The sequence below is a fragment of the Arcobacter peruensis genome (genome assembly GCF_003711085.1).
Lineage (GTDB): Bacteria > Campylobacterota > Campylobacteria > Campylobacterales > Arcobacteraceae > Poseidonibacter > Poseidonibacter parvus.
On record NZ_CP032363.1, the window covers coordinates 1531127 to 1557726 of the forward strand.

27 protein-coding genes are annotated in these 26600 nt (G+C 28.3%); 22 read left to right on the forward strand and 5 right to left on the reverse strand.

Going from position 1 to position 26600, the window contains the following annotated elements; genetic code table 11:
* The first annotated feature begins 1 nt into the window (after position 1).
* On the forward strand, positions 2–1096 hold the full coding sequence (locus D3Z07_RS07670) for a cytochrome D1 domain-containing protein (protein WP_076083952.1): 1095 nt from the start codon (positions 2–4) through the stop codon (positions 1094–1096).
* A gap of 1 nt (position 1097) precedes the next feature.
* Entirely contained in the window at positions 1098–1826 is a 729-nt protein-coding gene (cobA, locus tag D3Z07_RS07675; RefSeq protein WP_076083950.1) for a uroporphyrinogen-III C-methyltransferase, read from the forward strand.
* 25 nt (positions 1827–1851) lie between these two features.
* On the opposite strand, the gene D3Z07_RS07680 is transcribed toward cobA, so the two are convergent.
* Both D3Z07_RS07680 and D3Z07_RS07685 read right to left on the reverse strand, forming a co-directional pair.
* On the reverse strand, positions 1852–2484 hold the full coding sequence (locus D3Z07_RS07680) for a Crp/Fnr family transcriptional regulator (RefSeq protein WP_076083948.1): 633 nt from the start codon (positions 2482–2484) through the stop codon (positions 1852–1854).
* A gap of 90 nt (positions 2485–2574) precedes the next feature.
* Positions 2575–2955, reverse strand: coding sequence for a hypothetical protein (locus tag D3Z07_RS07685; protein ID WP_076083945.1), 381 nt, complete (start codon positions 2953–2955; stop codon positions 2575–2577).
* 147 nt (positions 2956–3102) lie between these two features.
* On the opposite strand from D3Z07_RS07685, the gene ahbA reads away from it, so the two are divergent.
* From ahbA to D3Z07_RS07725, 8 genes are all read left to right on the forward strand, one after another.
* On the forward strand, positions 3103–4104 hold the full coding sequence (gene ahbA, locus D3Z07_RS07690; protein WP_122893523.1) for a siroheme decarboxylase subunit alpha: 1002 nt from the start codon (positions 3103–3105) through the stop codon (positions 4102–4104).
* 9 nt (positions 4105–4113) lie between these two features.
* Positions 4114–4500, forward strand: coding sequence for a hypothetical protein (locus tag D3Z07_RS07695; protein ID WP_076083939.1), 387 nt, complete (start codon positions 4114–4116; stop codon positions 4498–4500).
* A 189-nt stretch (positions 4501–4689) separates the two neighbouring features.
* The gene (locus D3Z07_RS07700) at positions 4690–5706 is read left to right on the forward strand and encodes an amino acid ABC transporter substrate-binding protein (protein WP_076083936.1); all 1017 of its coding nucleotides are present in this window, start codon (positions 4690–4692) and stop codon (positions 5704–5706) included.
* Positions 5707–5789: 83 nt separating this feature from the next.
* A complete protein-coding gene (locus D3Z07_RS07705; protein WP_122893524.1) occupies positions 5790–6974 on the forward strand; it encodes an amino acid ABC transporter permease in 1185 nt (394 codons plus the stop codon).
* Between the two features lies 1 nt (position 6975).
* The gene (locus D3Z07_RS07710; protein ID WP_076083930.1) at positions 6976–8052 is read left to right on the forward strand and encodes an amino acid ABC transporter permease; all 1077 of its coding nucleotides are present in this window, start codon (positions 6976–6978) and stop codon (positions 8050–8052) included.
* Between the two features lie 18 nt (positions 8053–8070).
* Positions 8071–8817 carry an amino acid ABC transporter ATP-binding protein gene (locus D3Z07_RS07715; RefSeq protein ID WP_076083927.1) on the forward strand — a complete coding sequence of 249 codons (747 nt, stop codon included), beginning with the start codon at positions 8071–8073 and terminating at the stop codon, positions 8815–8817.
* Positions 8818–8960: 143 nt separating this feature from the next.
* Entirely contained in the window at positions 8961–9524 is a 564-nt protein-coding gene (locus tag D3Z07_RS07720; RefSeq protein WP_076083924.1) for an SCO family protein, read from the forward strand.
* On the forward strand, positions 9524–11374 hold the full coding sequence (locus D3Z07_RS07725; protein WP_076083921.1) for a methyl-accepting chemotaxis protein: 1851 nt from the start codon (positions 9524–9526) through the stop codon (positions 11372–11374). Before D3Z07_RS07720 ends, D3Z07_RS07725 begins: the two co-directional genes overlap by 1 nt.
* Positions 11375–11428: 54 nt before the next feature.
* Here the strand turns inward: D3Z07_RS07725 and D3Z07_RS07730 are convergent, their stop codons facing one another.
* Together D3Z07_RS07730 and D3Z07_RS07735 are read right to left on the reverse strand one after the other, a co-directional pair.
* Entirely contained in the window at positions 11429–12055 is a 627-nt protein-coding gene (locus D3Z07_RS07730) for a LysE family translocator (RefSeq protein ID WP_076083918.1), read from the reverse strand.
* A gap of 45 nt (positions 12056–12100) precedes the next feature.
* On the reverse strand, positions 12101–12994 hold the full coding sequence (locus D3Z07_RS07735) for a glycosyl transferase (protein WP_076083916.1): 894 nt from the start codon (positions 12992–12994) through the stop codon (positions 12101–12103).
* A gap of 136 nt (positions 12995–13130) precedes the next feature.
* Between D3Z07_RS07735 and napA the strand changes: the two genes are divergently transcribed.
* The 12 genes from napA to D3Z07_RS07795 all read left to right on the forward strand — a co-directional run bounded on the left by napA (position 13131) and on the right by D3Z07_RS07795 (position 24074).
* Positions 13131–15935, forward strand: coding sequence for a nitrate reductase catalytic subunit NapA (gene napA, locus D3Z07_RS07740; protein WP_122893526.1), 2805 nt, complete (start codon positions 13131–13133; stop codon positions 15933–15935).
* 58 nt (positions 15936–15993) lie between these two features.
* The gene (gene napG, locus D3Z07_RS07745; RefSeq protein WP_076089168.1) at positions 15994–16794 is read left to right on the forward strand and encodes a ferredoxin-type protein NapG; all 801 of its coding nucleotides are present in this window, start codon (positions 15994–15996) and stop codon (positions 16792–16794) included.
* Positions 16794–17624, forward strand: a complete 831-nt coding sequence (gene napH, locus D3Z07_RS07750) for a quinol dehydrogenase ferredoxin subunit NapH (RefSeq protein ID WP_076083910.1) — start codon at positions 16794–16796, stop codon at positions 17622–17624. Before napG ends, napH begins: the two co-directional genes overlap by 1 nt.
* Positions 17611–18213 carry a nitrate reductase cytochrome c-type subunit gene (locus D3Z07_RS07755; RefSeq protein WP_076083907.1) on the forward strand — a complete coding sequence of 201 codons (603 nt, stop codon included), beginning with the start codon at positions 17611–17613 and terminating at the stop codon, positions 18211–18213. The genes napH and D3Z07_RS07755 overlap by 14 nt, the downstream gene beginning before the upstream one ends.
* Before the next feature lie 9 nt (positions 18214–18222).
* Entirely contained in the window at positions 18223–18699 is a 477-nt protein-coding gene (locus D3Z07_RS07760) for a ferredoxin-type protein NapF (RefSeq protein WP_076083904.1), read from the forward strand.
* Positions 18700–18711: 12 nt separating this feature from the next.
* Positions 18712–19668 carry a WD40 repeat domain-containing protein gene (locus tag D3Z07_RS07765; protein WP_076083901.1) on the forward strand — a complete coding sequence of 319 codons (957 nt, stop codon included), beginning with the start codon at positions 18712–18714 and terminating at the stop codon, positions 19666–19668.
* 31 nt (positions 19669–19699) lie between these two features.
* On the forward strand, positions 19700–20086 hold the full coding sequence (locus D3Z07_RS07770) for a chaperone NapD (RefSeq protein WP_076083898.1): 387 nt from the start codon (positions 19700–19702) through the stop codon (positions 20084–20086).
* Positions 20087–20088: 2 nt separating this feature from the next.
* On the forward strand, positions 20089–20544 hold the full coding sequence (locus D3Z07_RS07775) for a PAS domain-containing protein (RefSeq protein WP_122893528.1): 456 nt from the start codon (positions 20089–20091) through the stop codon (positions 20542–20544).
* A 38-nt stretch (positions 20545–20582) separates the two neighbouring features.
* Entirely contained in the window at positions 20583–20972 is a 390-nt protein-coding gene (locus D3Z07_RS07780; protein ID WP_122893529.1) for a hypothetical protein, read from the forward strand.
* Between the two features lie 501 nt (positions 20973–21473).
* On the forward strand, positions 21474–21689 hold the full coding sequence (locus D3Z07_RS07785) for a 4Fe-4S dicluster domain-containing protein (protein WP_122893530.1): 216 nt from the start codon (positions 21474–21476) through the stop codon (positions 21687–21689).
* A gap of 2 nt (positions 21690–21691) precedes the next feature.
* Positions 21692–22324, forward strand: a complete 633-nt coding sequence (locus D3Z07_RS07790) for a ferric reductase-like transmembrane domain-containing protein (RefSeq protein WP_076083886.1) — start codon at positions 21692–21694, stop codon at positions 22322–22324.
* A 4-nt stretch (positions 22325–22328) separates the two neighbouring features.
* Positions 22329–24074, forward strand: a complete 1746-nt coding sequence (locus tag D3Z07_RS07795; protein ID WP_122893531.1) for an FAD-dependent oxidoreductase — start codon at positions 22329–22331, stop codon at positions 24072–24074.
* On the opposite strand, the gene D3Z07_RS07800 is transcribed toward D3Z07_RS07795, so the two are convergent.
* The gene (locus tag D3Z07_RS07800) at positions 24071–26524 is read right to left on the reverse strand and encodes a transporter substrate-binding domain-containing protein (protein ID WP_122893532.1); all 2454 of its coding nucleotides are present in this window, start codon (positions 26522–26524) and stop codon (positions 24071–24073) included. The genes D3Z07_RS07795 and D3Z07_RS07800 overlap by 4 nt on opposite strands.
* Positions 26525–26600: the final 76 nt, after the last annotated feature.

Below are 26600 nucleotides of genomic sequence, written 5' to 3' on the forward strand. Positions count from 1 at the left end.
AATGAAACTTATAAAAATACTTTTAGTTGCAGTAATTGCACTAAGTTCAAGTTATGCAAAAGAAAAATTCTTTGTAGTTGAGCGAGAAAGTTCTTCACTTGCAACAATCTATAATGGTTTAAAAAGAACTAATATAGAAGGTATGCGAAATATGAACCATGGGGTTGTAAAATTTGAAGGTAAAGATGGTTATGTAATTTCAAGAGATGGTTATGTAATTAAATTTGACCCAGAAGCTGAAAAAATATTAGCAGAATACAAAACATCAAAATCAGCAATTGGCTTTGTAATTGGGAAAACTTATGTTGCAGTTGCAAATTATGATGACAAAAGTGTTGATATTTTAGATAGAGATTTAAATCCAATTAAAAAGATTAAAACCAATTCTAAAAATGTTGGTATTAAAATATATAAAGACTATTTAATTTTCTCTCAAATGGATAATGACACTATTTCTGTTTATAAAGACATGAGTGAAGGAAAAAGTAAAGCTGATTTTAAAGTTTTTAAAGAGTTTAAAGATGTAGGAGAGTTACCTTTTGATGCAATGATAAAAGATAATAACTATATTGCAGGATTTTTTACCTCAGCACACTATGGAGTTGTTGATTTAGATACAATGACTTTCAAAAAAATCAAAATCTATTTAAATGATGAGCGAAAAATGGTATTAAAAGTACCTCACTTCGGATTTTGGAGTATAGGCGGAGATAAAGTATTCGTTCCTGCTGTTGGAGATAATAAAGTTTTAGTTTATGATAAAGATTTCAACTTTATCAAAAATATTGAGACTCAAGGGTTACCTGTATTTACAAGTTTAAGTCCTGATAAAAAACATTTAGCAGTAACTTATTCAGGAAAAGATTTTCCTACAATACAAATAATAGACACAAAAACATTAAAAATTATACATACATTTAATTTTGATGGAAAAGTATTACATATCAGATGGTCAAATAAATCACCACAATTATATGTATCAGTAAATGACACGAATAAAATAGCAGTAATACACACAAAAGAATGGTTTTTAAATAGAGAAATATTTAATGTTAAAAAACCTTCGGGAATATTTATATATGAGGATGGAAAATAAAATGGGAAAAGTATACTTAACAGGCGCAGGTCCTGGTGATATTGAATTAATGACAGTGAAAGCTGCAAGAATTGTTACAGAAGCTGACATTATTATATATGATAGATTAGCTAATCCAAAGATTTTAGAAACGGCAAAAAAGGAATGTGAATTAATCTATGTTGGAAAACAAGATGGAAAACACTCAGTGCCACAAGATGAAATAAATGAAATCATTTATCAAGCAGCATTAAAGCATGAAAAAGTTGTAAGACTTAAAGGTGGAGATCCTTTTGTATTTGGTCGAGGTGGAGAAGAAGCAATTTATTTATTCGAACGAGAAATTAAGTTTGAAATAATTCCTGGTATTACTTCATCTATTTCTGTACCTGCATATGCAGGAATTCCAGTAACTCACAGAGGTATTACAACTTCATTTAGAGTAGTAACTGGACATGAATCAACAAAAAGAATTTCTCAAATAGAATGGGAAAGTTTCTTAAATGATGAAACACTTGTATTTTTAATGGGATTCCATAATATTGGATTAATTACAAGAAAACTAATGAAATATGGTAAAAGTAAAGACTATCCATGTGCAGTAATCTCAAAAGGTTCAACACCTGATCAAGAAGTTACCGTTTCAACTTTAGAAAACATTGTTGAAGATTCAAAAGGTATGCCAACACCAGCTATTATAGTTGTAGGAGAAGTTGTAAAATTAAGAGAAAAAATTAAATGGACTTATTAGTCCTTTAATTTTCTCACCTTTTAATCTAAGAAAAGAAAAGTCTCAACTTTTCTTTATCTACTGTTTTTGCTTTACTATCAATTAAACCATCATTTTTAAATACTCTTAACATTCTTGATAAAGTCTCAGGAGAAATATTTAATATTTCTGCAACCATAATGTTTTTTGTATTAAAGAAATCTTCTGTATGTTCACATAAATACTTTGCAATTCTTTCTTTTGAATCAAGTACTACATGTAATGAAACAAGTTTTTCTAAGTTTCTAATTTTTTTAATAAGTGAAGTTTGAATCATAAATGATAATTTTGGATCTTTATACATAATGTCTTTTAATTTAATAAAATCAATTCTTAATACTTCACAAGGACTAAAAGCTTGAGCAGTTGCAGGATAAGGAATACCTTCAAAATTTGCAACTTCGGCTATTAATTCATTTGAATGAAAATATTTCATAACAATTTCTTTGTCATTTGATGCAGTTTTATACAACTTTATTATTCCAGAACCTAATAAATAAAGATATTTAGATTCATCACCTTCATAAAATAGTATATTGTCTTTTGATAATTTGATAAGTGTAGTAAATTCTTCAATCTGAGATAGTGTATCATCACTTAAATCTTGAAATAGGAAAATATCTTTTAACTTAACCTTCATGTAAACTCCTTATATTTCGGTGTTATTTTAATGAAAGTATAGTTAAAAATTAAACCTTAACACTTGACTTATGTTAAGTGTTAAATATTTTTATTTAAATTCAAAGTAATCTTTTACCCATGAAAGTTCTTCTTGATTTTTTAGTATGATTTTTGTAATCTCTTTTTTATTTTTATCAAGAATAAATAGATTATTTCCTTCTAGTTTTAAAAACTCCATTCCCCATTGTTTTTCTAATTGCTCTAATCTTAGAAAAATATCTTTTGCTGGTGGCTTTTCTTTTATTCCTGTGATTTTACTTTTAATAGAAAATCCACCTGCTCTTTTTTCAACCACATAAGGCATGTGCTTTTGTAATATTGAATAAACTCTTTCATTCTTAGGTGAAGGCATTCCTTGTTTTAATGCACTAATTCCTAAAAACATAAATATTGCAAAAAATGCAATTATTAATAAATTCTTTGTTTTCATTTTTTATCCTTGAGTTTTATGCTTAGAATTATAATTAAAAAAATAAGTTAAACCCTTAATTTATATCAAGGAAAATAATTGTTTTAAATCAATGCAGTGAAAAAAAATTGTTGATATACTTTGCTCAAATTGATAATAGGAATAAGTATGAAAGATGAAATTTTATATAGAGTACAAAAGAATTTTCCACTAGTAAAAAAACCTTTTGAACAAATAGCAAAAGAGTTAAATACAACAGAAGACGAAGTAATAAAAATTCTACAAGAAGAAAAAGCCAATAATATAATAAGACAAACATCTGCAATTTTTGATACTAAAAAATTAGGATACAAATCTTCACTTGTAGCTTTTGAAATTGATGAAGATAAAATTGATGATGCAGTTGTTATTCTAAACTCTAATCCTGGAATATCACATAATTATGAAAGAAACCACAAATACAATATTTGGTTTACAATTGCTATTTCACCTCAATCAAAATCTAATCTTGAAGATACAGTTGAATTACTATCAAAACTTACAAAAGCAAACGATTATATTCTTCTACCAACTCTAAAACTATTTAAAATATCTGTTAAACTTGATACAACAAATAAACAAGACAAAAAAGAGAAAGTAGAAAAAAAGAACTTTAAAGATTTAGAATTAAATGAATTTCATTATAGTGTAATAAAAGAAGCACAAAATGATATCAAAATTGTATCTGAACCCTTTAAAGAAATAATAGAAAAACTCAATATTACTTATGAAGATTTTTTCAAAACACTCCAAGACTTCCAAGATGCAGGTGTTATGAGAAGATTTGCTTGTATATTAAATCATAGAAAAGCAGGCTTTGGTGCAAATGCAATGGTAGCTTGGGATATAGAAGAAGGAAAAGAAGGTGAAAGAATAGGAGAAATAGCAGCTTCGTTTTCAGCAGTTTCACACTGTTATTTAAGACCTAAATATCCTACTTGGAATTATAATTTATTTACTATGATTCATGGAAAAACAAAAGAAGATACACAAGCAGTGATTGAAAGTATTCAAAAAGAAATACCATATAAATCAAACATGCCACTTTATTCATCAAGAGAATTTAAAAAAATTAGAATCAAATACTTTAGTGATGAATTTAAAATCTGGGAAGAAAAATATATTAAATAAGGAATAAAAATGGAACTATTTTTAAAATTAGAAGCTGGTTATCTAGGAATTGCAGCCTTTGCATTAGTCATAACATTAATTGTAACGACAAGACCTTTTATGCCAAAAGGTGCTCTAAAAAAAGGCTTTCTTTTAATGTTTTCACTTTCTTTTACATTTATAGCATTACATTATTATGTAACTTCAAGCAGAATTTCAGAAGTTGAAACTGCTTTTAATAGTGGTGAAAAAGTACTTTGTGAAAGTCGTGCAGTTAGAAAAGTTGCCCAAAGTGTTAGTATTGAGAAATCAAATGAATGGTCTTTAAAAGATCACATGTTTAGTTCACCTAATTATTCAAGAGAATTTTTTTCAGCTAGATGTATTAAATATGTGCCAATAACTCTATCTAAATAATTACACAAGAAGTAAAATAAATCAAATTTTACTTCTTTTAATAAATACTTCTTATTCACTAAATTTCATATAAATTATCTATTAATTACACAAATATTGAAATTGTTTATATAATATACAATTTTGCTATGTAATTGCTACATTTAAAATATACAATTATTTCAGATTAAAATAAAAAGGATTAAAAAAATGAAATTTTTAAAAACTGCTTCATTATCAGTTGCTGCATTAGCTTTAGCTTCAAGTGTAGTATCTGCTGATACTCTAGATAATGTTAAGGCAAAAGGTACACTATCTTGTGGTGTTTCTACTGGTATTGCTGGTTTCTCTGCTACAGATTCAAGTGGTCAATGGAAAGGTTTAGATGTTGATATGTGTAAAGCTGTTGCATCTGCTGTTTTTGGTGATGCTTCAAAAGTTAAATATGTTCCTTTAACTGCAAAAGAAAGATTTACAGCTTTACAAAGTGGTGAAATTGATATGTTATCAAGATCAACTACATGGACAAATACTAGAGATACTTCTTTAGGTCTTAACTTCGCTGGTGTAAATTATTATGATGGTCAAGGTTTTTTAGTTTCTACTAAAATTGGTGTTAATTCAGCTAAAGAATTAGATGGTGCAACTGTTTGTATTCAAGCGGGAACTACAACTGAGTTAAACTTAACTGATTACTTCAAAGCTAATAAAATGACTTATAAACCTATTACTTATGATACATCTGGTCAAACAATTGAAGGATTTAAATCAGGAAGATGTGATGTTGTAACTTCTGATGCTTCTCAATTATATGGTCTAGTATTAAAAGTAAAAGATCCATCTTCAGTTAAAGTACTTCCTGAAATTATTTCAAAAGAACCTTTAGGACCAGTAGTTAGACAAGGTGATGACAAATGGTTTAATATCGTTAAATGGTCTCATATTGCAATGTTAAATGCTGAAGAATTTGGTATTACTAAAGCAAATGTTGATTCAATGAAAGGTAGTAAAAACCCTGGAATTAAAAGAATCTTAGGTGAATCTGGTGAAGCTGGTAAAAACTTAGGTTTAGATGCTAAATGGGCGTACAATATTATCAAAAATGTTGGAAACTACGGTGAGTCATTTGAAAGTAATGTTGGTAAAGATTCTCCACTTAAAATTTCTAGAGGTTTAAATAATCTTTGGACTAAAGGTGGATTACAATACGGAGCACCAATTAGATAGTCAAATATAAATTTAATATATACACATCTAATTAAAAAAAAGGGGAAATTTAATTTCCCCTTTTTTAATGACAAGGCAAACAAATGAAAACACACAAAAAAGCTCGACAAAAAGAGGTTGCTTTTTATAATAACCCCGAAAATAGAGCCATAATATATCAAGTACTTGCACTTGCAGGTATCTTTATCTTTACCTATTTCATTTTAAACAATATGTTTGAAAATATTGAAAAACGTGGGATTAATACAGGATTCGATTTCTTAAGCAGCGAAGCTGGCTTTGGAATCTTACAATCACTAGTTGCATATGACGAATCAGATTCACATGGAAAAGTATTTCTTGTTGGATTATTAAATACTATTTTAGTTTCTGTAATTGGTATTATATTTGCAACAATAATTGGACTTTTAGTTGGAATTGGAAGATTATCAAAAAACTTTATGGTTTCAAAATTATCTATGATTTATGTTGAAACATTCAGAAATATTCCTATATTACTACAAATTCTATTTTGGTATAATGTTGTATTAGCTTCACTTCCGAGTCCAAGACAAAGTATATCTTTCTTTGATTCAATTTTCTTTAATAATAGGGGTTTATATATTCCAAGACCTATTTTAGAAAGTGGATTTACAGCAGTAATTATTGCATTTATTATTGCAATTGCATCTGTAATTTATCTAAAAAAATGGGCAACTAAAAGACATGATGAAACCGGAGAGGATTTTCCTTTATTTTGGGTTTCTATTGGTATTTTAATTGCTGCACCTACTTTAGTATTTTTATTAAGTGGTATGCCTGCAACTTTAGAAATAGCAACACTTAAAGGGTTTAACTTTAAAGGTGGTTGGACTTTAATTCCTGAATTACTTGCACTTGCTTTTGCACTTAGTATCTATACAGCTACTTATATTGCCGAAGCTGTTCGTGCTGGTATTGAAGCTGTTCCAAAAGGGCAAAAAGAAGCAGCTGCTGCTTTAGGATTAAAAGATAGTACTATTTTGAAAAAAGTTGTATTACCACAAGCGCTTAGAGTAATTATTCCACCAGTGATTAATCAATATCTTAACTTAGTTAAAAACTCCTCACTTGCAACTGCAATTGGATATCCTGAGTTAGTTACAGTTTTCTCAGGTACTTCGCTAAATCAAGTTGGTCAAGCAATTGAAATTATTCTTATGACAATGGCAGTATATTTAACTTTAAGTATTATCATCTCTATTTTAATGAATTACTTAAATTCAAGAATGCAAATAAAGGAGAGATAAGATGGCAATTTATGAAAAATTAGAAGCTAAACCAGCTCCCCAAGGAACAAAAGGAATAGTACATTGGGTTAAAGAAAACCTTTTTCCTTCTGTTTTAAGTTCGATATTAACAATTATCTCTTTTTATATTCTTTATATTACTATTCCTCCATTATTAGATTGGATGATCTTTGATGCAACTTGGAGTGGAACAAAAGAAGAAATTACAAAAGATGGTGCTAGATGGATTTTTATTTTTGAAAAATTCAATCAGTTTATTTATGGTTTTTATCCAGAAGAATTATATTGGAGACCTAATTTAGCCTTAGTAATTTTTGTTGCATATATAATTGCTTTCAAAAGAGTTAATGTTAAATTAAAAGCATTTATTATTATTTCTTTTCCAATTATCACTTATACTTTAGTAGCTGGTGGTTTTGGTTTAGAACACGTTGAAACAGAAAAATGGGGAGGATTACTTCTAACTATTATTGTGGCTTCTGTTGGTATTGTTGCATCTTTTCCAATTGGGATTTTATTTGCACTTGGTCGTCAATCGAATATGCCAATTATTAAAACCATATCTGTTTTATATATTGAGTTTATTAGAGGTGTTCCTTTAATTACATTACTATTTATGTCATCTGTAATTTTACCTTTATTTTTTCCTGAAGGAATGGATTTTGATAAGTTACTACGAGCTTTAATTGGTATTACATTATTCCAAGCTGCTTATATTGCAGAGGTTATAAGAGGTGGATTACAAGCAATTCCAAAAGGTCAATATGAAGCTGCTGATGCAATGGGACTTTCTTATTGGCAATCAATGGGATTAATTATTCTTCCGCAAGCACTTAAGATATCAATACCAAATCTTGTAGGATCATTTATTTCACTTTTTAAAGATACTACTCTTATTTTAATTATTGGGTTATTTGATATTTTAGCAATGGTTACATTAACAAATAGTGATACAAATTGGTTAGGATTCGAAACAGAAGGTTACGTTTTTGTAACAATGATATATTGGGTTATTTGTTTTAGTATGTCTAAATATGCTAAATCAATTGAAGATAAATTTAATACAGATCATAAATAGTAAAGAATAGGAAGAATTATGAGCAAATTAGAAAATATGATAGAAATGAATGAAGTTAACAAATGGTATGGAGATTTTCATGTACTTAAAGATGTTAATTTAAAAGTAAAAAAAGGTGAAAGAGTTGTAATTTGTGGACCATCAGGATCTGGAAAATCAACTACTATTAGATGTATGAATAGATTAGAACCTTTTCAAGAAGGTCAAATCATGATTAATGGTTTAGAATTAACTGAAGATGTTAAGAGAATTAGAGAAGTTAGAACTCATGTTGGAATGGTATTCCAACATTTTAATCTTTTCCCTCATCTTTCAATTTTAGAAAATTTAATTTTAGCACCAACATGGGTTGGTAAAAAGCCTAGAAAAGAAGCAATTGAAACTGCAATGCATTATTTAGAGCGAGTAAAGATTGCAGACCAAGCTGATAAATATCCAAATCAATTATCTGGTGGACAACAACAACGTGTGGCAATTGCAAGATGTTTATGTTCAAATCCAGATATTATGCTATTTGATGAACCAACAGCAGCACTTGATCCTGAAATGATTGGTGAAGTTTTAGATGTAATGACAGAATTAGCAGATGATGGAATTACAATGGTTTGTGTAACACATGAAATGGGATTTGCAAAAAAAGTTGCTGATAGAGTAATTTTTATGGATGCAGGTCAAATAGTTGAAGAAAATGAGCCAAATGAATTCTTTGATAATCCACAATCTGATAGGTTAAAAATGTTCTTAGAACAAATATTAGACCACTAAAACTTAAAAATAAAACGAATACTAATGATTAGTATTCGTTCTTTTCTTTAAACAAATCTACAAGACCTAAAAATTATTAAAATAAAAAAAACTTATACTTTAATTTTAAATATGTTAGAATTTATCTGTAAAAAGGATAGGTTGTGTCAAAAAAGAAATTATTTCTTGGAATATTATTAATTATAATTTCTTTTACTATGATAGCATTTATTAATTTTATATATTTATTTAGTGATTCTGGAAAAATCCAAAAAGAACTTAATGTTAATTTTAAATTCTTAAAAGAAGAAAAAAAAGATATAGCAATTTTATATTTTGGATATACAGGATGTTCAAACATTTGTATAATTGCCTTGAATCAACTTAACAATTTATATAAAACAATAGATAAAAAAAGAGTCTCAGTCTATTTTATAAATCTTTTAACAAATGCAGATAAAAATTTAACTAACGATTATGTTAAGTCTTTTAATAAAGATTTTACTGCTTTAAATTTTTCAAAGCAAGAACTTTTTAAAATTACAACAAAATTAAAAGTAAATTTTGCACCCTCATTGTTAAATAAAGAAGAGATAAATCATACTGGATTTTTATATCTATTTCAAAAGAATGATAAGGGATATAAACAAAAATATGTTTATACAAATACACCTTATGATATAGATTTAATAAAAAAAGATATAAATAAAATCTTAAAGGATAAATAATGAAAGAAAAATTACATATGTTATTTCCAATATTTAGTAATTTAGAAGATAAAATTAAAGTAATCTTAACAAAAGATTATGAAGATAGTGATAAGTATATGATGATTATTTCATCAGTGTTATTATTAATTACAGTTGGTATTTCTTCTATACCAAATAGTATGTATTTATTTGGCTTAATTACTGGGGGAATACTATTTGCACTTAGTTTTATTGCTTATAAGTTTTTTAAAGGAACAATGATATCAAGAATAATTTTTGGTATTGTTCTTATGAGTTATCCTTCAATTATGATTATTCAAAATTCTGGAATGATTGAAATGCACTTTGCTTACTTTATTCTTGCTGCTACACTTGCTAGATACAAAGACTTAACAGCATTATTATCTGCAACTTTAGCAGCTGTTATAAATCACGTATTATTTACATATTTACAGTTAAGCAATGTTCAAATGAATGGTGAAGTTATAATGTATTTTTCTTATGGTTGTTCATGGGAAATTACACTACTTCATATTGTAATGTTTGCACTTGAAGCAATTTTACTAACATTTATTATTTACTCTTCAATTGCACAATTTATTCTTGCTGAAAGATTAAAAATTCAATCTGATGAAACTTTAAATAAAATCACTCAAGAACAAAAAGAAAATGAAGTAATTATTAATTCAACACTAAGTGTTGTTACTGAAGTAAAAGCTGGGATTATGACAAGAAGAATTGAAGGTTCAACTTCAAATGAAAGCGTTAATTCATTAAAAAATCTTCTAAATGAAATGCTTGAAAATCTAGAAAAACTTTTAGGTGAAGATTTAAATAAATTAAGTGATGTATTAAGTAAGTATTCACAACGAGATTTTCTTGCTAAACTTGATTCTAAAACTTCAGGTGAAGTTGGAAATAAAATTATTGAAATGCATGATATGATTACAGAAATACTACAAACAAATCAAGAAGATGGTATCACTTTACAAAATAGTTCAATCCAACTTACTGAAAATGTAAGTACACTTTCTAACAATGCAACAAGTCAAGCAGCATCATTAGAAGAAACAGCTGCTTCAATTGATGAAATTACAAGTAATATCCAACAAACTAATCAAAAAGCACAAGAGATGTCAACAATTTCTAATGACACAAAATCATCTGCAAATGAAGGTCAAAAACTAGCTGATGATACAGCAAAGGCTATGGATGAAATTAATGATACTGTTATAAATATTAATGAATCAATTTCAGTAATTGATCAAATTGCATTCCAAACTAATATTCTTTCTTTAAATGCCGCAGTAGAAGCAGCAACAGCAGGTGAAGCTGGAAAAGGTTTTGCAGTTGTTGCACAAGAAGTAAGAAATCTTGCTACAAGATCAGCTGAAGCAGCAAAAGAAATTAAGAATTTAGTAGAAAATGCAACAGCTAAAGCCAATAATGGTAAACAAATAAGTACTAAAATGATTGATGGCTTTACTCACTTAGAAGCAAAAATTTCTAATACAAATGCATTAATAGATGATGTAACAAATGCTGCGAAAGAGCAAAGTATTGGTATGACACAAATATCTGATGCAATTAATCAACTAGATAGCTTTACACAACAAAATGCTGCTATTGCAGACAAAACAAAAGAGATTGCAATTGAGACAAATACAATAGCATCAAGAGTTGTTCAAAATGTTGATAAAAACAGTTTTGAAGGGAAAGATACTAAACGTAAAATAGAAGAAAAACAAGATTTTGTACAAAAAGAAGTAATAAGAGAAGTTACAAAAGAAAAAGTTACTAAGAAAACAAGTCCAATTAAAAAAGAAATCACTGAAAAAGTTGATACAGACGAATGGGAAAGCTTTTAAAATATAAATCTTAACCATATTAAAAAGTAGCAATATTTCTACTTTTTAATATCATCAACTACTAGCTAACCAAACTCCAATAATCATCATTAAGGTACCTGCAACTTTATTTACTAATCTAACGTTTGAGCTATCTTGAAGTAGTTTTCGTAAAGTTTTACCTCCACTTGCATAAATAATTAAACATAAAAATTCTAAAAGTAAAATCATAATTATTAGTACAACTAGTTGTGAAGTCATAGGCAAAGAATCATCAATAAAAGGTGGTAAAAGTGCTATAAAAAATGCCCAACCTTTTGGATTTGCAATTGCTGTTATAAAACCTTGAATAGCTAAACTTTTCTTTGAAATATTGTAATTACACTCATCAAGGTTAATTGCCATCTTCCCGCGTGAAAGCCACATTTGAACTCCCAGATAAATCAAATAAGCTCCACCACCATATTTTAAAACTAAAAAAATTGTAGGATATTTAAGCATAATTGTAGCAACACCAATAACAGAGGAAGTTGCAACTAAAGCAACTCCAAGTAATTCTCCATACATCATATAAAATGTTTTCTTTAAGCCAATGCTCATTCCCATACTTAAAGATAATGTCATACACATTCCTGGAGTAATTGATACTACAAAAAATGTAGGAATGAATACAGCAAGTAAAGCTAAGTTTATAAAATCCATAATAATCCTTAATTAAAAAAGGATTATACACAAAAAAATAAGATACTAATTAATCATTTCGTATGCTTTTTTTATATCTTTAGTTTTTTTTGCAGCTATTAAAAACATTGCCGCATTTAACTTAGCTAGTTTTTCTAATTCATCACTTGGATTTCTTGTCATATTTAAAGATTCTTCTTTACTTATTATAGTAGTAGATTTTTTATAATTAATACCAAAGTATTCAGGGTCTATTAAATGTTCACTTATATCTCCATCATTATTTAACCAATATTTACACTTAGAAAAAATCTCTGGTGTTCCTTCATTTCCTTTAATAATTACCAAATGTTCATAATTTTTTCCAAATAGTTCATTATACTTTACAACATAAGGTTTATGAAAAGCTGCATTGATTGCATATTTAGAATTTCCTGGATTTAGCAACTTCTCTACTGTATTAAAAGCAGTTCTTAATCCTAAGATATTTCTAATTTTAGTTAAATCACTTAACTCTTTAAAATAGTCTGCTCTATCGAAATAATGGATATTATTATCTAATTTAATGTTTGCATTTAATTCTTTTAAGGTTAGACCTTTTTTAGCAGGTTGTAATTCGTCACCACTAATAACCAAATTCAAATCAAACTTCTTTAAATGTTTTGAAACTAAAGGTAATATATATGGATTATCTGCTTTTCCATCAAATGGATAACCTAACTCGATTGAGTTTTCAACAGTTTTTCTTTTTATATATTTATCACATACATTAAAAGTTATTTTTAGTTCTTCTATTGTTTCAAGACGAACTCTCCATCCTAATAAAAACGCAGCAATTTGTTCAGAATGTACATTTTGATTTAAAATCGACTCCATTGCATCTATCATTTCTTCTTTTTTTAATTCTCTGTTAGATTTTGGACCAGTTCCAACTGCTCTAATATATTCATGAAAGGCCATAGTTTCCCCTGTTACTTAATATAGGACAAATTCTATCTTAATTTAAACTTAATTTGCTTGACATTAGTCAATTGATAGATAGTAATTAATTGCTATAATTCTTAAGTAAAAAATTAACTTGATTAAAGGAGAAAGTATGTCGCTATCAAGAAGAGATTTTCTTAAAAGCTCAGCAGCAGCTTCAGCAGCAGCAGCAATTGGTATGAATGTACCAACAGAATTAGCAGCAAAAGCAACTGCAGCCGAAGGTGGTTGGAGATGGGATAAAGCAGCTTGTCGTTTCTGTGGAACTGGATGTGGAATTATGCTTGCTACTAAAGGTGGTAAGATTGTTGCAGTTAAAGGTGATCCAGCAGCACCAGTAAACAGAGGTCTTAACTGTATTAAAGGTTACTTTAATGCTAAGATTATGTATGGAGCTGACAGATTAAAACAACCATTATTAAGAGTAGATGCAAAAGGTAACTTTGATAAAAAAGGTAACTTCGCACCAGTTTCTTGGGAAAGAGCTTTTGATGAGATGGAACTTAATATCAAAAAAGCTTTAAAAGAAAGTGGACCTGAAGGTGTTGGTGTATTTGCTTCTGGGCAATACACTGTTATGGAAGGATACGCAGCTCAAAAGATGATGAAAGGTGGATTTAGATCAAATGCAATTGATCCAAATGCTAGACACTGTATGGCATCTGCTGTTGTTGGTTTCTACCAAACTTTTGGAATTGATGAACCATCTGGTTGTTATGATGATATTGAGCTTACTGATACTATTGTATCTTGGGGTTCTAATATGGCAGAAATGCACCCTATTTTATGGTCAAGAGTTACTGATAGAAAATTATCTGCTCCTGATAAAGTTAAAGTAATTAATATTTCAACTTATAGACATAGAACTTCTGACTTAGCTGATAGTGAAATCATTTTCACTCCAAATACAGACCTTGCTTTATGGAATTATATTGCAAGAGAAATCGTATATAACGCACCTGAATCAATTGATTGGGATTTCGTTAAAGAACATATCGTATTTGCAGCATCTCCTGTTAATATGGGTTATGGTATGAGAAGAGCTGGTGAAAAATCTATTGTTGATGGTAAATATTCTAAATTAGAAATGGAAACTATTGATAAAGAAATGGTTAAAGTTGTTTCTGAAACTGAAGCACCTGCATTAGCTCCTTATGGATATAAAGCTGGCGATAAAATGGAAAATAAACCAGCTGGTCTTAAACACTGGGAAATTTCTTTTGAAGAGTACAAAAAATTCTTAGAGCCATATACTTTAGATTATGTTGCAAAAATTTCTAAAGGTAATCCTGATGAAGATATCAATAAATTTAAAGCTAAATTACAAGAATTAGCAAACCTTTATATTGAAAAAAATAGAAAAGTTGTATCTTTCTGGACTATGGGAATGAATCAACATACAAGAGGAACTTGGGTTAATACTTTAGCATACAATGTTCACTTCTTATTAAATAAACAAGCTAAGCCAGGTTCTGGAGCATTCTCATTAACAGGTCAACCATCTGCTTGTGGAACTGCAAGAGAAGTTGGAACTTTCTGTCACAGATTACCTGCTGATATGATGGTAGCAAATCCTAAACACAGAGCAATTACAGAAAAAGCATGGCAAGTACCTGCTGGAACTTTAAATCCTGTTGGAAACCAACATATTATGAAAATCCACAGAGATATTGAAGATGGTGTTGTTAAATTTGCATGGGTTAATGTTTGTAATCCTTACCAAGATACAGCATCTGCTACTCACTGGATTAAAGCAGCAAGAGAAATGGATAACTTTATTGTAACTTCTGATGGATACCCTGGTATTTCAGCAAAAGTTTCTGACCTTATCTTACCATCTGCTATGATTTATGAAAAATGGGGAGCTTACGGAAATGCTGAAAGAAGAACACAACATTGGAGACAACAAGTATTACCAGTAGGTGATTCAATGTCTGATACATGGCAATGGGTTGAACTTTCAAAAAGATTTACTGTAAAAGACGTATGGGGTGAACAACCACTAAGAGGTGGAAAAAAATTACCAGACGTAATAGCAGCAGCAAAAGCAATGGGATATACAGAAGATACAACTATGTATGAAATTCTTTTTGCAAATGAAAAAGCAAAATCTTATAAAGTTGATTTAGAAGATCCAATTCAAGCTGGTTATGATAACTCTGAAGCACTAGGTGATTCAAGAAATGTGATTGGTTCAGATGGTAAAGTATTTAAAGGATACGGATTCTTTATTCAAAAATACTTATTTGAAGAATACGCAGATTTCGGACGTGGACATGCTCACGATTTAGCTGATTTTGATACTTACCACAAAGTAAGAGGACTTAAATGGCCAGTTGTTGATGGTAAAGAAACTCAATGGAGATTTAATACTAAATACGATCCATACGCTAAAAAATATGGTAAAGATGGAACTGATTTTGCATTCTATGGTACATTAGCAAAAGCATTATCTCAAGGTGATTTATTAGGTGTTAAAGAAAAAGCTAAAAAATCATTAAAAAATAAAGCTAAAATATTTGCAAGACCATATATGGATCCTCCAGAAGTTCCAGATGAAACTTACCCAGTATGGTTAAGTACAGGTAGAGTTTTAGAACACTGGCATTCAGGAACTATGACTATGAGAGTACCTGAATTATATAGAGCAGTACCAGAAGCATTATGTTACATGCACCCTGAAGATGCTAAGAAATATGGTGTTAAACAAGGTGGTTTAGCATGGGTTGAATCTAGACGTGGAAAAGTTAAAGCTAGAGTTGAGACAAGAGGAAGAAATAGACCTTCAAAAGGTTTAGTATTTGTACCTTGGTTTGATGAGAAAGTTTTCATTAACAAAGTATGTGCTGATTATACTTGTCCTCAGTCAAAACAAACAGACTTTAAAAAGTGTGCAGTTAAAATTTATAAAGCGTAAATAAGGAGGGTGTATTGTTTTGAGCAATATTAATCCTTCAATTAAAAAAGAGTCAAAAATGAATACTGGTAAAAAAAGTCCTATTAATGATAGAAGAAGATTTTTCCTAACAATTGCAAGAGCTATTGGTCTTGCAGTTTTAGGAGGTCTTACATGGAGTGCATATGTTAGTGAAGTTACAGCAAATAGACTAATATTAAGACCTCCTGGTGCTCTTGAAGAAGAGGACTTTTTAGCAACATGTATTAAATGTGGTATGTGTGTTGAAGCATGTCCATTTGATACATTAAAATTAGCAAAACCAGGTGATAATAAACCTCTTGGTACTCCATTTTTTGAGCCAAGAGATGTTCCTTGTTATATGTGTCCTGATATTCCTTGTGTTCCTGTATGTCCTACAGATGCACTTGATATTTTCTCGGTGCAAAATGACAAAAAAGAACTAGATATAGCTAAAGCAGATATGGGTGTTGCAGTTATTGATGATAATTCTTGTATTGCTTTTTGGGGAATTCAATGTGATGCATGTTATAGAGCTTGTCCTCTTTTAGGAGAAGCTATTAGCATTGAATACACAAAGAATGAAAGAACAGGTAAACACGCATTTATGAAACCAATCGTTCACGCGGACGTATGTACTGGTTGTGGAATGTGTGAAAAAGCTTGTGTAACTGATAAAGCAGCGATTTTTGTACTTCCTAGAGAAGTTGCAGAAGGAAAAGCAGGTGATTATTATATCAAAGGCTGGGATAAAACAGATGAAAAAAGACTTGAAAATGCAACAAGTAAAGAAACAAGAACTGAAATTAGTAAAGATTCTGCATTAGATTCTTTAAATGACTCAGGAGACTTATACTAATGAAAACACTATTAGATAAATATAGATTTTTAATAGCAAGAAGAATCTCACAAGTTTTAATTATGGTTTTATATGTAATTGCGAATGTATATGGAATAAATTTTCTAACAGGAAATTTATCTTCATCATTATTAGCAGGAATTATTCCTCTTAGTGATCCATATGCAGTATTACAAATGTTTGTTGCAGGTGCAGTAATATCAATTGATATTATTGTTGGAGCTTTAATCATTACAATTTTTTATATGACTGTTGGTGGTCGTGCTTTTTGTTCTTGGGTTTGTCCTGTAAATATGATTACAGATTTAGCAAACTATTTAAGAAGAAAACTTGGATTTAATCAAATCCAAAAAAAGCAACCAGCTTCACGAAATATAAGATATTGGGTACTTGCTATTAGTTTAGTTATTTCATTTTTTATGGGATTAGCTGCATTTGAGTTTATTTCACCAATCTCTATGGTTCATAGAGGAATTATATTCGGTTTAGGTTTTGGTTGGGCTGCAATACTAGTAATATTTCTTTTTGATTTATTTGTTTTAAAAAATGGCTGGTGTGGACATGTTTGTCCTCTTGGTGGAGCTTATTCACTAATAGGGAAAACTAGTCTAATTAGAGTTCATCATAATGCACCAAATTGTACAGCTTGTATGAAATGTAAAGAAGTTTGTCCTGAAGTACAAGTTCTTCATATGGTTACAAAAGAATCAATTCCCGTATTAAGCGGAGAATGTACAAATTGTGGAAGATGTATTGAAGTGTGTGATGATGATGCTCTTAATTTTTCAATTAAGAATTTAAAAAAAGGAAAAGATAATGAAGTTAGGTAAATTAACTTTAGCAATTGCTGCAGTAGCAACTTTATACGCTACAACAATGAGTGCTGCAGAAAAGACTGTTAGTGAAGAATCTTTAGGATTAAGAAAAACAACTATTTATAGTGAAAAAGATACTACTGCTGATAAAGTAATGTATGGAACAGATGCAGCAGGTACATCTAAGAAAATCAAAAGAGCATTTCAAGATGCTCCACCAATGATTCCTCATGATGTAGATGGTATGTTACCAATTACTATTAATAATAACCAATGTACAATGTGTCATGAACCTGCAGTTGCAGAATCAATGGGCGCAACACCAATTCCTAAATCACACTTTATGGATTTTAGACCAAAACATAAATTTGATGGGAAACAATTTACAAAATCAATTGATAATATGAAAAATGAAGTTTCAGTAAAACCAATTGAGCAATTAGCAGGAGCAAGATTTAATTGTACTCAATGTCATGCACCTCAAACAACTGGTAAATTAGCAGTTAAAAATAATTTTGAAGCAGCTTTTACTAAAAAAGATGGTGAATTTAAATCAAGCTGGGATGAAGTAATCCTTGATGACTTAGATACATTAAAAAAATAAGTATTAGTTATGGAAAGAAGAGAGCTATTTAGCTCTCTTGCTTCTTCTTTTAAAACAAAAGAAAAGCAAGAGATTATTTTAAGACCACCTTATTATAAAGATGAAGAAGTTTTTTTAACAAACTGTATAGAGTGTGATGGAATTTGTAGTACTGTTTGTGAAGAAAATATTATCGTTATAAAAGATGATAAAACTCCAATAATTGACTTTTCCTTAAATGGATGTACATATTGTGATGAATGTGCAATTGCTTGTCCAAATGAAGTTTTATCTATTGAAGATAAAAAGAATATAAATGCTAAAATACAAATAGATATAAGTACTTGTTTAGCATGGAATGATACTATGTGTTTTTCTTGTAAAGATCCTTGTTTTGATGAAGCTATCGATTTTTTAGGTATGTTTAGACCTGAAATAAATGATAACTGTACATCATGTGGATTTTGCATAAAAGTATGTCCAACACAAGCTATAAAAATAATCTAATAAAGGAAAACTATGACTTTTATCAAAGCAGCTATTTTTCTAGTTTTATTTCTTTTTACATTAAATGCAAAAGATATAAATCCAAGCTACACATATTTAGCAAGTGGTGGTATTACAGATCTTGTAATAAAAAATGGTAAGTTATATGTAGCAACAAAAGCATCAAAAGTAGATATTTTTGATATAAACACAAAAGAAAAGATATCTTCAATTACATTACCTAAAATAAAAGATTTTATGGGTGATGAAATTAATTCTAAAATATATAGTGTTGATGTTTTAAAAGACTCAATACTAATACTTTCACAAGGAAACAAAGGTGGAAGAGCTATAAATATTTATAAAGATTCAAAGCTAAAAGAAATAATTTCAGCAAAAGAAAAAATGTATATTGCACGTGCAAAATTTGTATCAGAAGATAAAATATTATTTGCACTTTTATCAAATGAATTATATTTATATGATTTAAAAACAAATAAAAAAATATATGATATACAATTATCACAATCAAAGTTTTCTAACTTTTCTTTAAACGAAGATAGAAAACAAGTTGTAGTAGCTGATGAAAGTGGTATTTTAAAACTTGTAGATGTTGCTAGTTCTGATTTAATAAAAACATTTGCAAAACAAAACTTAGATAATGTTTTTCAAGTAGATATAAAAAACAATATCATTTTAACAGCAGGTCAAGATAGACGTGCTGCTGTTTATGATATAAAAGCTAATAGTGCTTATCATAAAAACACATCTTTTTTAATTTATAGTGCAGGATTAAGTCCAAGTGGAAAAATTGCAGGAATTGCAAGTAATGAACAAAATGAAGTAAAAGTTTTTAATACTAAAACACAAAGAGATTTATCTATGCTAAAAGGTAATAATACAACTCTTACAAATATTGTATTTATAAATGAGAAAGAAGTTTTTGTCACAAGTGATGATGAAAGAATAAATTACTATAAAATTGATTAAGATTAATTGATTAAAACAAAAGGATTATAAAATGAACGTTTCAAGTATTGTAGTGCAAACATTACCAAAGTATCTAGATGAAGTAGTAGAGTCTTTAAAAAAATGTGATGTATGTGATTATCATATGCATGATGAATTAGGAAGAATTATTATTACTATTGAAGGTGCTGGAGTTGAAGAAGAGCTAAAGAAATTAAGAGTAATAGAAGCAATTCCACATGTAGCATCAGCTGATATGCAAATGGCATATAGTGAAGATGAGTTAAGTGCACATATGGAAGTTTTAGATAATGCGGAAGTTGTACCAAAAGTTTTAAATGACGAAGATATAGATCCTAAAGATATAGTTTATAATGGGGATTTAAAAAAGAAAGATTTAGAAGGTTTTGCAAGAACATTTGATAATACAGGAAAATAATCATGGAATATAATTCAAGTAATTTTTTATTAGAAACAATTGTACCAAGTGAAGAGTTAATCGTATCAAGAACAGATTTAAAAGGTGTTATTACTTATGTAAATGATACATTTGCACAAATTTCAGGATATGAAGCAAATGAGTTATTGGGTCAATCTCATAATGTTGTAAGACACCCTGATATGCCAAAAGCTGTATTTCAAGACTTATGGAATGAATTACAAACAAAAGGTAAGTGGTCAGGTTATGTAAAAAATTTACGAAAAGACCAAGGTTATTACTGGGTATATGCTGAAATTTCTGGTGTATATAAAGATGATAAATTAGTAGAATATAAATCTATTAGAACTCCAATGAGTTTTGAAAAAAAAGTTGAATATCAAGTTAAATATGACCAACTAAAATTAACTTCTGGTGAATTAATTCGTCATGTAAGTTATTCACCTTATAAAAAATAATTTACAAATATTTCACAAAAATATAGTAAAGTTATCTTATGAAAAAAATATTTATAATTTTAACTTTACTATTACTTTCAATAAGCGGTTTAAATGCTTACTCTTCAAAAATTAAAAAAGTACATGCTATTGGAATTTTTCATGAAAATGGCAAAGGTGAAAATGTTCAACATCTAAAAGAAACAAAAGATAATTACAATGGAACTTGTTATTCAAAAATTGTAATTTTTGGAAATATGAATAAAGATAAAGCAGATGTAAGAATAGGAAATTCTATTGGAGTTTTAACTAAGTCAATTTCAATTTATAACAAGCAAAAAATAAAAATAGCGCAAGAACAAACCTTTATACATAAAAAGGTGACAAAAGGTTATCTTGAAGTAAGAATTAATAAAAAACTATATGATTCAAAAGTTTTTGTAAAATAGCATTTTATTGATTTATGTCATTAACTTAAGATTTTGATACTGATACAATTACACCATAATAAGAAGTTTTATCTCTCCCCTCCTTTTAAAATAAAAAGTCAATATAAGATTTTTCATGATAAAACTTCTTTTATACCTTTCTTAAAAAATCATCCATTACTTATATTCATTTTCTTTTTACAAAAATTAAAATTTACTTAAATTTATATTCTAATATACAAATTTCAAAAAAAAATACTAACGTAGCATTAAAATAGCATTTTTTATGATATAATTTTTGAAATAGAAGTTTTATCTATTATCTCTCCTTAGTAAAGAAATTACGTAGCTGTAAAATTTTTTTCAGGATAAGACTTCTCTTTTAAACTTTCAATATAAAAATCAAAATAATTACAATCCAAAATTTTTAATAATTACTCATTTACCTTTATTTACTTAATATTTATAACTTGTTTAAATAACAAGCCTATAATTACTTTATAAAAATATGGAGTGATTATTATGGCTATATCAGATATTAGTGCTTGTATTGGGTGTGAAACATGTGTTAAAGTATGTCCAACTGATGTAATTAGAATGAACAGAAAATCAAATAAAGCAGAAATAAAATATGTTGAAGATTGCCAGATTTGTCATTTATGCAGACTCTATTGTCCTGTAGATGCAATAACAATAACATCAGAAAAATCAATTCCAGTAATAGTGTCTTGGGGTTAGAAATGAACTTAAATCTTAAATCCTTATATATGGTATTGCTATTAATATTTTTTGTCTTTTTACCTATGGTTTTTTTTATATTAACACAAATACCACAAAGAAGCATTTTAAAAGATACTATTTCAATTATTACAATCCTTGCTTTTTTTGTAGTACTCTTACAATTCTTTTTATCAAATTTAAATATTGGATTAAAGAGCATTTTTCAATCTTCAAAAATTATAAAAATACATAAAATTCTTGGATATACAGCTATACCTATACTATTATTTCATCCTTTTTTAATTGTTGTTCCTAGATTCTTTGAAGTTGGACCAAGACCTCTAGATTCATTTATAAAAATGATTACAACTTTTGATAGCTTAGCAATTATAATAGGTATTATTGGCTGGTGTTTAATATTACTTCTTGGACTTACTTCAATATTAAAAGATAAATTAAAAATGAGTTATAAAGCATGGAAAATATTCCATGGAAGTTTAGCTTTAGTCTTTATAATTTTTGCTTCTTGGCATTCAATTGAAACAGGTAGACATATGAATCTCAGCATGAGTATCTTAGTAATTTTAATTAGCTTAGCAGCTTCTATACTTCTATTTAAATCGTATTTTACAACAAATAAAAACAAAGGATAGAATCATGAAAGAAAATAATACTTCAAGAAGAGAATTTTTAAATATTACAAGTAATGCAATTAGTATGCTTTGGTTAACAAGCTTAAGTTCTACACTTGGATGGGCTAATAATGAAGTAAAGATTAATCTAGAAAACCTAGAAGAGAGTAACTATGAAGTTGATGTTCTAGTAATTGGTAGTGGAATGGCTGGACTCTTTGCAAGTGTAAAAGCTCATGATGCAGGTGCAAAAGTCATGATGGTATCAAAAGGAGGACTTGGAACTTCTGGTCAAACTCCATTTGCAAAAGGAATATTCTCTTATGATGAAGAAAAAGAAAAACTATCTATTGATGAATTTGTTGAAAAAGTTTCAAGATCAGCTTTAGGTACAAATAATAAAACTTATACAAAACAAATGGCACAAAATTCAAAACAAAGAGTTAAAGAATTAAAAGATTGGGGTTTTTTTGAATCAGCTTTATATAATAAATCTTTTTCTAAACCTATTGAAGAAAGAAATATTCCACTTTTAGAACGTGTAATGATAACTCACTTGATTAAACAAGATGGTAAGATTGCTGGTGCAGCAGGATTTAGTTTAGATGATGAAAAGATATATACTTTTACTGCAAAAAGTGTGATTTTATGTACAGGAGCAGGAGGCTTTAAACCTAACGGTTTTCCATTAAGAGATTTAACTCATGATGGAACAATTATGGCTTATAATATAGGTGCAAAAGTTACAGGGAAAGAGTGGAATGATGGTCATGTTGGGAATTCAAAAAACCCTGCAGATGCTTTTGGTAATTGGCATGGAATGTTTGAGAAAAAACCTGAAACTACACAAGTTCAAGTAAATCATCATTTAGGAGTAGATATTAATTATATGGCATATACAAGTGGTAATGATGTGAAAATGGGACCTCCAGGGATGATTACAAGTGATATAAAAGGTGGGCCTTATACTCCTAGTGAATTTAAAATGACTGAAGACCCAAGTGGTGATCATAAACACAGAAAAGGACCTCCTCCTCCAAGAAATGGCAAAAAAGAAGGTTTACCTCCAGGTATGAATGGAACTCCTGTTGGAGGTTCTAGTGCTGGATTAGCAATACATAAATCAGAGGGACTAGTTCCTATAAATGAATTTTGTGAGTCTACAATTAAAGGCTTATATGCTGCTGGAGATGCTCTTGGTTCTTATATGTCAGGTGGTATATATACTCAAATTGGTTCATCTTTGGCAGGGTCAGCTGTTCAAGGAGATATAGCAGGGAAAGCAAGTGCTGAGTATGCAAAAAATATAAAAATGACAAAGATTTCAGATAAAAAAATAGCAAAAATAAAAAAAGAAATCTTAGCACCTTTAAATAAAAAAGCTGGATATTCTCCTGCTTGGGTAACTCAAACACTGCAAGGAATAATGATTCCAAATTTTGTTTTATATATAAAAAAAGAAAATATGCTAAAAGGTGCTTTAGCTTATGTAGAAGAGCTTGAACAATCTCATCTTCCATATTTAAAAGCAGAAGATTTTCATGAATTAAGACTTGCACATGAAACTATCAATATGATAATAAGTGCAAAAATGAAATTAAAAGCATCATTAATGAGAAAAGAGAGTCGTTGTAGTCATTTTAGGTCAGATTATCCTAATCTTGATAATAAAAACTGGCAAGCATGGATAAATATTTATAAAAGCAAAAAAGGAAAAATGAAGTTTGAAAAACAAGCTTTTGGGACTTGGGCTAAATCTAATATTTCCTAAGTTTCCTTAGGAATTTTAATCACAAATTCAGCCCCACTATACTCATTATTTTCATAAGTATATTTTGCATTGTGAACTTCAATACTTCCATTCATACCTTTTACAATTAAGTTATATGTCATATGAAGTCCAATACCTGTCCCCTTAGATTGATGTTTTGTAGTAAAATATAAATCAAAAACTTTAGGAAGAATATCCTTATTTATTCCTCTTGCATTATCTTTTATTTTTATGATTATATTGTTGTTTTCAGTATACGATGTGATAAAAATATATTTGTTTTTAATTTCTCTTTCTAATAATATATCTCTAGAGTTATTAAAAATATTAATCACACATTGAAGAAGTTCATTAGGATAGCCAAATAATTCAAGTTCTTTTTCTATATTAACAATCATGTTAATATTATTATTAGTAATAGAACCTTTTACTAAACTTAGGGACCTATTGATTTCATTACTTAAAGTGAATACAACTTTAGTTCTATCACCTAGAATAAAGTTTCTAAAATCATCAATTGTTTTAGAAAGATATTGAGCATTTTCATTTATATCAATACAAGTTTGCTCAAAGAATTCATCACTAAGTAAGCCATGACTCTTCTGTAATTGCATACCTGTTGCTCCCATAGATATCATAGATAAAGGCTGTCTCCATTGATGGGCAATATTTCCTATCATTTCTCCCATAGATGCCATTTTCTCTGATTTAAAAAGCTTTTCTTGTATATCTAAGTTCTTTTCTACCTCTTCTTTAATTCTTGATTCTAAACTTTCATTTAATGCTTGTAAATCTTTTGTTTTCTTTTCCACAGCAATTTTTAAATCTCTATTAGATTTTTTTAAGCTATATTGTCTATATAAAAATAATAAAGCTATTACAAATACTGCAACTAATAAATATATTATAATTGTATAATTAATTTCTTTTTCATATTTTATAGATATCCAATTACTTAATATCCTTTGATGTTCTAAAACATCCATCTTTTCAACTAGTTTTTCTAAAATATTAAATAATATCTTATCATCATTCCTAACAGCAATTGCAAGTTCCCATTTCTCATCAAACTTTCCAGTTATCTTAAGAGCTGTGCCTAAACCATTTTGGAATTGATAACTAATACTAGCTAGTGTTCCTATATAGCCATATAATTCACCTTGATTAACTTTTTTTAATCCATCTTTAATATCATCAACTTCAATAATATTTATATTTTTATATTTTTTCTTTAATAATTCAACAAAAGCATATCCTTTAGGAATTCCAACACTTTTATTTTTTAAACTTGCAATATTATCAATAAAAGGAACATCTAGTTTTGTAGCAATAACTATTGGTATTTTTAAATACGGAGTTGTAAAATCCATATATTGTTTTCGTTCTGGTGTTTGCATTGCTAAAGATAAAATATCACATTTTCTACTCTTTGCATATTCTATAGATTGATTCCAACTAGTTGTTTTTATTACTCTTATATTTTGATTTATCATCTTACTAAAAATTTTATAATAATCTGCAGTAATTCCTATATGTTTACCCTTTTCATCAAGTTTTTCAAAAGGCATCCAAAGAGGATCAATACACATATTTATAAACTCTTTTTCATCTAAATGTTTTTTTTCTTCTTTGGTTAAACCAATATCATTAGCTTGCTTATCAGGTATTATACGTGTATTAAACCATTTATTATTTAGTTTCTCGAGTTCTTCTCTTGAGATTAATTTTATAGACTTATTTATAATTGAATATAAAATATTATTCTCTTTTTCTACTCCAATTCTCAAATCTTCTTTTTTTATTGTATTACTATTTAACTCATCAAGAATTTTTATATTTGTATATCCAGCTTCACTAACATATCTTTGTCCACTCATATGATTATTAAAGGCAGCATCAACATCTCCAAATGCTAATGCTTTCATATTTTCCTTAGAATTCTTATAAGTTACCAGCTCAAAAAGATTTAAATCTTTTACCGTATCGTAATAATAAATATCTTTTGTTATACCAATTTTCATTCCTTTTAAAGATTCAAAGTTTTCATAATCAAGGAACTCACCTTTACGGGCAAAAATTACATTTGCAATTTGAAAATAAGGCTCTGTAAAGTTTGTAAAACTTTCTCTGTCTTTTTTATATGAAATAGTATCAATTAAATTAAGTTCTTTATTTTTGAATTTTTTTAATATATTACTCCATGTATCCATTTTGATATCTATTTTTAAACCACTTTTTTTAATAATCAAATTTAAATAATCATATGAATATCCATTTGGTTTTCCATTATTTTTAAATGCAAAAGGATAGTAATCTTCTATCATTCCAATTGTTACTGTATTTGTTTTTATATACTCTTTTTCAATATCTGAGAAAGATTCATTTTTTTCTATATTTATTTGTGCTATTACACTTGAGAAAAACATCATAAATAATATTATTATTTTCATTTTATACCCTTATAACAATAGTATATCTTTATATTAACGATTAATCAATTTAGTAATAATTTTTAGGAGTTTAGAA

Bases quoted from the DNA above. Each gene is read 5' to 3' on its own strand.
- D3Z07_RS07705 (WP_122893524.1), top strand. From the start codon at position 5,790: ATGAAAACACACAAAAAAGCTCGACAAAAAGAGGTTGCTTTTTATAAT.
- D3Z07_RS07695 (WP_076083939.1), top strand. From the start codon at position 4,114: ATGGAACTATTTTTAAAATTAGAAGCTGGTTATCTAGGAATTGCAGCC.
- D3Z07_RS07730 (WP_076083918.1), bottom strand. From the start codon at position 12,055: ATGGATTTTATAAACTTAGCTTTACTTGCTGTATTCATTCCTACATTT.
- D3Z07_RS07760 (WP_076083904.1), top strand. From the start codon at position 18,223: ATGGAAAGAAGAGAGCTATTTAGCTCTCTTGCTTCTTCTTTTAAAACA.
- cobA (WP_076083950.1), top strand. From the start codon at position 1,098: ATGGGAAAAGTATACTTAACAGGCGCAGGTCCTGGTGATATTGAATTA.
- D3Z07_RS07670 (WP_076083952.1), top strand. From the start codon at position 2: ATGAAACTTATAAAAATACTTTTAGTTGCAGTAATTGCACTAAGTTCA.
- D3Z07_RS07755 (WP_076083907.1), top strand. From the start codon at position 17,611: ATGAAGTTAGGTAAATTAACTTTAGCAATTGCTGCAGTAGCAACTTTA.
- D3Z07_RS07735 (WP_076083916.1), bottom strand. From the start codon at position 12,994: ATGGCCTTTCATGAATATATTAGAGCAGTTGGAACTGGTCCAAAATCT.
- D3Z07_RS07765 (WP_076083901.1), top strand. From the start codon at position 18,712: ATGACTTTTATCAAAGCAGCTATTTTTCTAGTTTTATTTCTTTTTACA.
- D3Z07_RS07800 (WP_122893532.1), bottom strand. From the start codon at position 26,524: ATGAAAATAATAATATTATTTATGATGTTTTTCTCAAGTGTAATAGCA.
- D3Z07_RS07790 (WP_076083886.1), top strand. From the start codon at position 21,692: ATGAACTTAAATCTTAAATCCTTATATATGGTATTGCTATTAATATTT.
- D3Z07_RS07725 (WP_076083921.1), top strand. From the start codon at position 9,524: ATGAAAGAAAAATTACATATGTTATTTCCAATATTTAGTAATTTAGAA.
- D3Z07_RS07700 (WP_076083936.1), top strand. From the start codon at position 4,690: ATGAAATTTTTAAAAACTGCTTCATTATCAGTTGCTGCATTAGCTTTA.
- D3Z07_RS07710 (WP_076083930.1), top strand. From the start codon at position 6,976: ATGGCAATTTATGAAAAATTAGAAGCTAAACCAGCTCCCCAAGGAACA.
- napH (WP_076083910.1), top strand. From the start codon at position 16,794: ATGAAAACACTATTAGATAAATATAGATTTTTAATAGCAAGAAGAATC.
- D3Z07_RS07770 (WP_076083898.1), top strand. From the start codon at position 19,700: ATGAACGTTTCAAGTATTGTAGTGCAAACATTACCAAAGTATCTAGAT.
- D3Z07_RS07775 (WP_122893528.1), top strand. From the start codon at position 20,089: ATGGAATATAATTCAAGTAATTTTTTATTAGAAACAATTGTACCAAGT.
- napA (WP_122893526.1), top strand. From the start codon at position 13,131: ATGTCGCTATCAAGAAGAGATTTTCTTAAAAGCTCAGCAGCAGCTTCA.
- napG (WP_076089168.1), top strand. From the start codon at position 15,994: ATGAATACTGGTAAAAAAAGTCCTATTAATGATAGAAGAAGATTTTTC.
- D3Z07_RS07795 (WP_122893531.1), top strand. From the start codon at position 22,329: ATGAAAGAAAATAATACTTCAAGAAGAGAATTTTTAAATATTACAAGT.
- D3Z07_RS07685 (WP_076083945.1), bottom strand. From the start codon at position 2,955: ATGAAAACAAAGAATTTATTAATAATTGCATTTTTTGCAATATTTATG.
- ahbA (WP_122893523.1), top strand. From the start codon at position 3,103: ATGAAAGATGAAATTTTATATAGAGTACAAAAGAATTTTCCACTAGTA.
- D3Z07_RS07680 (WP_076083948.1), bottom strand. From the start codon at position 2,484: ATGAAGGTTAAGTTAAAAGATATTTTCCTATTTCAAGATTTAAGTGAT.
- D3Z07_RS07780 (WP_122893529.1), top strand. From the start codon at position 20,583: ATGAAAAAAATATTTATAATTTTAACTTTACTATTACTTTCAATAAGC.
- D3Z07_RS07715 (WP_076083927.1), top strand. From the start codon at position 8,071: ATGAGCAAATTAGAAAATATGATAGAAATGAATGAAGTTAACAAATGG.
- D3Z07_RS07785 (WP_122893530.1), top strand. From the start codon at position 21,474: ATGGCTATATCAGATATTAGTGCTTGTATTGGGTGTGAAACATGTGTT.